We start from the raw sequence: 4732 nt of genomic DNA, 5'->3' as shown, positions 1-4732 counted from the left end.
CCTCCCTTGGACGAAGTGTCGGCCAAGATTTGAAGCAGCTTGGCTACGCTCTTGCGCTTGGTCTCGCGCCGGTTGTAGCCCCAATGCCGGCCGATCGTGGTGCAGGTCTCCCAAGGCTGTGTGGTCTCGGCTGCTTGTGGAATCGCCTGTTCCGGTGTTCCAAAGTCGCCGCGGTAGTCCCCCTTTTCGGTCAGTCCGTCGGGACGCCTGCCGATATCAACGCGGTTGTTTATGAGAATGCGAGGCTGAAGCCCGCGTACGAACGCGTAGAGATCCTTGCCGTAGGCGTGGCTCCAGGTGTCGTCCCACTGGCCGTCGAACCACAGTATCGAAATGTCCCCGTAGCGCGTGAGCAGCTCTCGAAGCTGACCCTTCATGTACTGGTAGTAGCGGCCGAACCGGGCCTGGCTCGCGTCCCGCTGCTCCCAAGGGCGTTTCGGAAGATAGTCCGGATGGTCCCAATCCATGATGGAGTGGTAGAAGCCAATGCGTAGGCCTGCGTTGCGCGTGGCGCTCGCCAGCTCGCCAAGCAGATCGCGTTTCTCCGGCGTCGCTCCCAGGTCGAACTCCCCTGTGTCCGAGTCGAACAGGGCGAAGCCGTCGTGGTGCTTCGTGGTGATCACGATGTACTTCATGCCCGCGTCGCGAGCGACCCGCACCCAGCGCTTGGCGTTGAACTTGCGCGGGCGAAAGCGCTTGAGCAGGCGGTGGTAGCGCTCCCTCGGTATTCTGGCTGACTCGCGTATCCACTCGCCGTAATCGGTCTTGCCGCCCCACTCGCCGGCCAAGATGGAGTACAGCCCCCAGTGGATGAACATCCCGAAGCGCGCCTTGCGCCACCATGCCAGGCTGGCTGCGTCCGGGCCCACCTCCGGTGCCTCGACTCCGGCTTCGGCAACTGCTGGCGTCTCGCTGGCTTCGGGGACGGAGCTGCCCGCGGCAAATCTCCCTGCGGGCAACACGGCTGAGCGGTTCGCCTCCGGCGCGGAAGCGGACGGCTCGTGTTCCGGCGAGGACGCGGCCGGCCCTGGATCACCTTCGCTCGAACGCGCAGCCGCGGTCCGGCCCGCGTGTGCGACCTGCGGTGCGGGTGCACACGCCGTGGCCACGAGGCACGAGCCGGCCAGCAACACCATGGAAGGCGCAAGCGCCGGCGTCCCGTTGACTCTAAGGGCCCGTCCAAGAATAACTGGTCGAGACCGGCCGCGCAGGGTGGATGCGATTCGCCGGCGCGCCCAGAGGAAAAACCGCAGCAATAGCAGCGCTATTGCGAGGATTTTTGCGAGGACGAAAGCCGCGAGCGCGCCGCCCTGCGCGGCCGCAGCCGATCGAGTTATTCTTGGACGGGCCCTAAGGAAGCGCATTGACCGGCCAGCAGCCACGCGGCGTGCTCTTGTGGCACTTCTGCTGGGTCTTGAACCACTGCCATGCCCCTTCATCGTAGTCCGAGGTGTAGCAGCAGTGACCAACACACGTGGTCTCTACGAAGTCCGTGACGTGCCCGTTCTTCATCATCATGGCTTCGACGTTCTTGGCTGCAGGCCAGAGGTAGACCTTGTCCTGCATGGAGATGACGAAACGGCCGGCCACCTTGCAGTCCGGTCGGGTTGCCGGCTTGTACACTTCCATCTCGGACTCGTTGACGCCCCCGCAAGTCCACTGGATGGACGCGAAGATGTCTTGCAGGTGAAAGCCACGGTAACCCAAAAACAGCGAGCCTCCCGAGTAACCGATGGCGTGGATGCGCGTGACGTCCACCTCGTACTTGCTGGCGACATCTTCGATGACCGAGACCATCCAGTTGGTCCTGTCGGGCAGCAAGTCCGGCCGGAGCGCACCGGGATAGGCCCAGCTGCCGTTCGGTGTTGGGGCCCTGGGGGCGACCAGGATGAAATCCTGGTGCCGATCGAGCACGTCCTTCCACCAACCCGCGACGTTGTCGGGCGTGCCCTCGTCTCCATGGAACGCCACCACCATCGGCAGGGGCCCCGAGCGCTGCATGGGTACGCCCAGCAGGTAATAGGAATCGGCGTGTTGGTTCATGAGGTCGACACGCCGCAACTGCCCATTGCTCTGCGGTCCCGGACCACCCATGCCGCAGCTGCTGTTGGGTTGGCCGCCGCCCGGCGGGGGACCGCCCGTCCCGCCGAGGCCGCCTCCGATCCCAGCCAGACCTGTCGTTCCACCAAAACCCGCAGGTGCGCCCGTGCCCGCAGGCGCACCGGCGCCCGCCAGGCCGGTCATCCCGCCGCTGCCGGCCATGGCGCCGGTACCTGCAAGCATCCCAGCGCTGCCTCCCACGCCAGTCATCCCGCCAGAGCCGGCGGCCGGGCCACCAGCCGCGGCACCCGCCAGAGCAGTCGTCCCGCCGAAGCCCGCCGCGGCTCCCGCCCCGGCAAGGGCGCTCCCGGCCATGCCTCCGGCAGCGACTCCCCCGCCCCCAACCTGCCCGGCACCCGGATCAGGCGGTGCTGCACCGGTGCCCAATGGCTGCAACGCTGGCGCGGGCTCGGCGCAGGCGAGGACACAGGCAGGCAAGCACGCGAGTATCGGGCCGGTGACGCCAACTGGCAGCGCTCTCGCCGAACCCGAGGGACGCCTTGTCGTGTAGCGATCGATGGCGCTCATAGCTGCGACTTCCTTTGCCGCCCCAATCATGCCCCGTCATGGCCTGACGTGCCAATGCGGCTCACTCCTGCACGGTTACGGGCGGCTCCGGCTCCAGAGCGCGCATGATGCGCCGGGCCCGCGCCTCGATCGCGTCGAGCCGCCCCGCGCGCATCGCGCTTGGCTCAAAGAGGGCGGTGGTGAAACCCACGGCAAAGGCTCCCGCGTCGAGCCAGTCGCGGACGTTGTCTGCATCGACGCCGTTGGTGGGCACGATCCGCAGAAACGGCAACGGTCCTCGAACCGAACGTAGATAGGCGGGCCCGCCCGCGGGCGCTGGAAACAGCTTCTGAAGCTGCGCGCCGGCCGAATAGGCGCGCAAGAGCTCGGTCGGGGTATGCGCGCCCGGCATGACCGCTACACCCAGCGCGAGCCCGGCATGAACCACGGCTTCATCGAACACGGGTGAAACCAGGCAGCAGGCGCCCGCCTTGACGGCTCGGCGCGCATCGTCCGCGCTCAGTACCGTGCCAGCGCCTACCGACAGCGGCCGGCGCTTCGAGAATTCCTCGATCAGCTCGAGCGCCCCCGGCGTGGTCAGTGTGAACTCGACCACACGAAAGCCGCTCCGGATCGCCGCCTCCATGGCGTCGCCCGCAAGGCGCTGCTCCGATGCCCGTACGATCGCGCTCGCACGTGCTCGGTGAAGATGATCGAGGTAGGTCCCGGCAGTCACCGCCGAGAGTATACTCGCACGTTGATTCGCGCACAGCGCGCGATCCCCACCATCCCGTGCTTGACAGGTGGGCGCGCGCGCGAGATTGCTCGATCATGCCGCTCGTGCCCGTTCTGGTCCTTTGCCTGTCGGTCGTCGCGCCGGTGGCTCGTGCCTGGGCGCAGACCGGTTCGCACGCCGGCCTGGCGGCCCGCACGCTGGCTCTACCGTCAGCCCTGGAAGCCCGTGTCCTGCCGCCGCCGGGCATGTTCGCACGGCTCGCAGGACCTGCACCAAAGCAGCCCCCGCAGGTCGTCGTCCGGGAGATCGAGCTCAAGGCTCCCACGAGGCTCAAGGTGTACACGCCGAGCTCCGGTTTCCTCGTGCGCGCAGCCCTGGCGCTGGCGATCGGCACCAATCGAGGCGCCGGGGCCGGGGTCGCTGGATCGTTCGAGAAGGTCTTGCTCTACCGGGCGGGGCCGGGCCGCTTGCTGGCCGGCGGCGCAGTACAGATCGCCATCGGCAACGCTGTCGTCGGCGCGTTGATGCCCACGGTCAGCTATGTCCTAGACGTGGACGAGCGTTTGCGGCCCTGGACGCAATTCGGGCTTGGCCTGCACTGGACCCCTACTCCGATACAGCCAGCTCCTACCGCGCCTCAGGCTTCGCCGGCGCCGAAACGGGACAAGACCAACATGGGCCCGGGTCTGACCCTGGCGCTGGGCGCCGACCTCGATCTAGGCCCGGACTGGTTCGTCAAGGGAGCGGTGAGCTTCAACCTAGCAGCGGATGGCTACGGCATGATCCTCCTGGGCGGAGGCATGCGCATCTAGTCTCGAGCTTAGCACTTTCGGCGGCTGCAATCCCCGGGGAAACCGCCATTTCGGCGTTGCTCCTCCTCCCAATGATCCTCCCAACGACACCACCATTGGTCCTCGTCGCGCCGCGAGCTCGAGCTGACAGTTTTCGCGGGGATTTCGCTTCACCAAGAGTGCTGAGCTCGAGCCTCCTCGAAATATCGCAGAGCGCGTTCGAGCGGCAGGCCGAGGCCGGCAGGCCGCCCAAGCGCGAGCGTGAGCTCGCACGCAAGCTGAGCAGCCTTGAGTCGCGGATCGCGAAGAAGGATGCGGTGATCGCCGACGCTCGGGGCAGCTCGGTGATGGGACCACGATGGACAGCGCAACGCCAGTTCTGGTCAAGGGTCTGCGACTGCCCGCGTGCCGCCCGTAACCCCCGCATACCCAAAGCATCGGAGCCGCGACACGCGCGAACTCCACCTGGGTTGGGCGCGGTGACGCAAAGGGGCCCATCAAGACACCTCGCTGATGAGGGATGGAATGTCATTATCTGGGCACCAAGGAGCGGCGGCGGCGATGGACCAGTTGATGAGGTCGTCGAAACGCCCTGCCT

4 protein-coding genes are annotated in these 4732 nt (G+C 66.8%); 1 reads left to right on the top strand and 3 read right to left on the bottom strand.

Going from position 1 to position 4732, the window contains the following annotated elements; all coding sequences use genetic code 11:
- From MJD61_17890 to MJD61_17880, 3 genes are all read right to left on the bottom strand, one after another.
- Nucleotides 1–1136 (bottom strand): alpha-L-fucosidase (locus tag MJD61_17890; protein ID MCG8557135.1); only part of this gene is annotated, 1136 nt, incomplete at its 3' end.
- A 214-nt stretch (nt 1137–1350) separates the two neighbouring features.
- The gene (locus tag MJD61_17885; protein ID MCG8557134.1) at nt 1351–2628 is read right to left on the bottom strand and encodes a hypothetical protein; all 1278 of its coding nucleotides are present in this window, start codon (nt 2626–2628) and stop codon (nt 1351–1353) included.
- Between the two features lie 61 nt (nt 2629–2689).
- Nucleotides 2690–3343 (bottom strand): bifunctional 4-hydroxy-2-oxoglutarate aldolase/2-dehydro-3-deoxy-phosphogluconate aldolase, encoded by a 654-nt coding sequence (locus tag MJD61_17880; protein ID MCG8557133.1) that lies wholly within the window; start codon nt 3341–3343, stop codon nt 2690–2692.
- Between the two features lie 56 nt (nt 3344–3399).
- Here MJD61_17880 and MJD61_17875 point away from each other — a divergent pair, with 56 nt between their 5' ends.
- Nucleotides 3400–4155 (top strand): hypothetical protein, encoded by a 756-nt coding sequence (locus MJD61_17875; protein ID MCG8557132.1) that lies wholly within the window; start codon nt 3400–3402, stop codon nt 4153–4155.
- Nucleotides 4156–4732 lie beyond the last annotated feature (577 nt).

This window comes from Pseudomonadota bacterium (assembly GCA_022361155.1).
GTDB lineage: Bacteria > Myxococcota_A > Polyangia > Polyangiales > JAKSBK01 > JAKSBK01.
The sequence above is the reverse complement of the archived record's forward strand: the minus strand, read 5'-3'. Positions and strand labels throughout refer to the sequence as shown.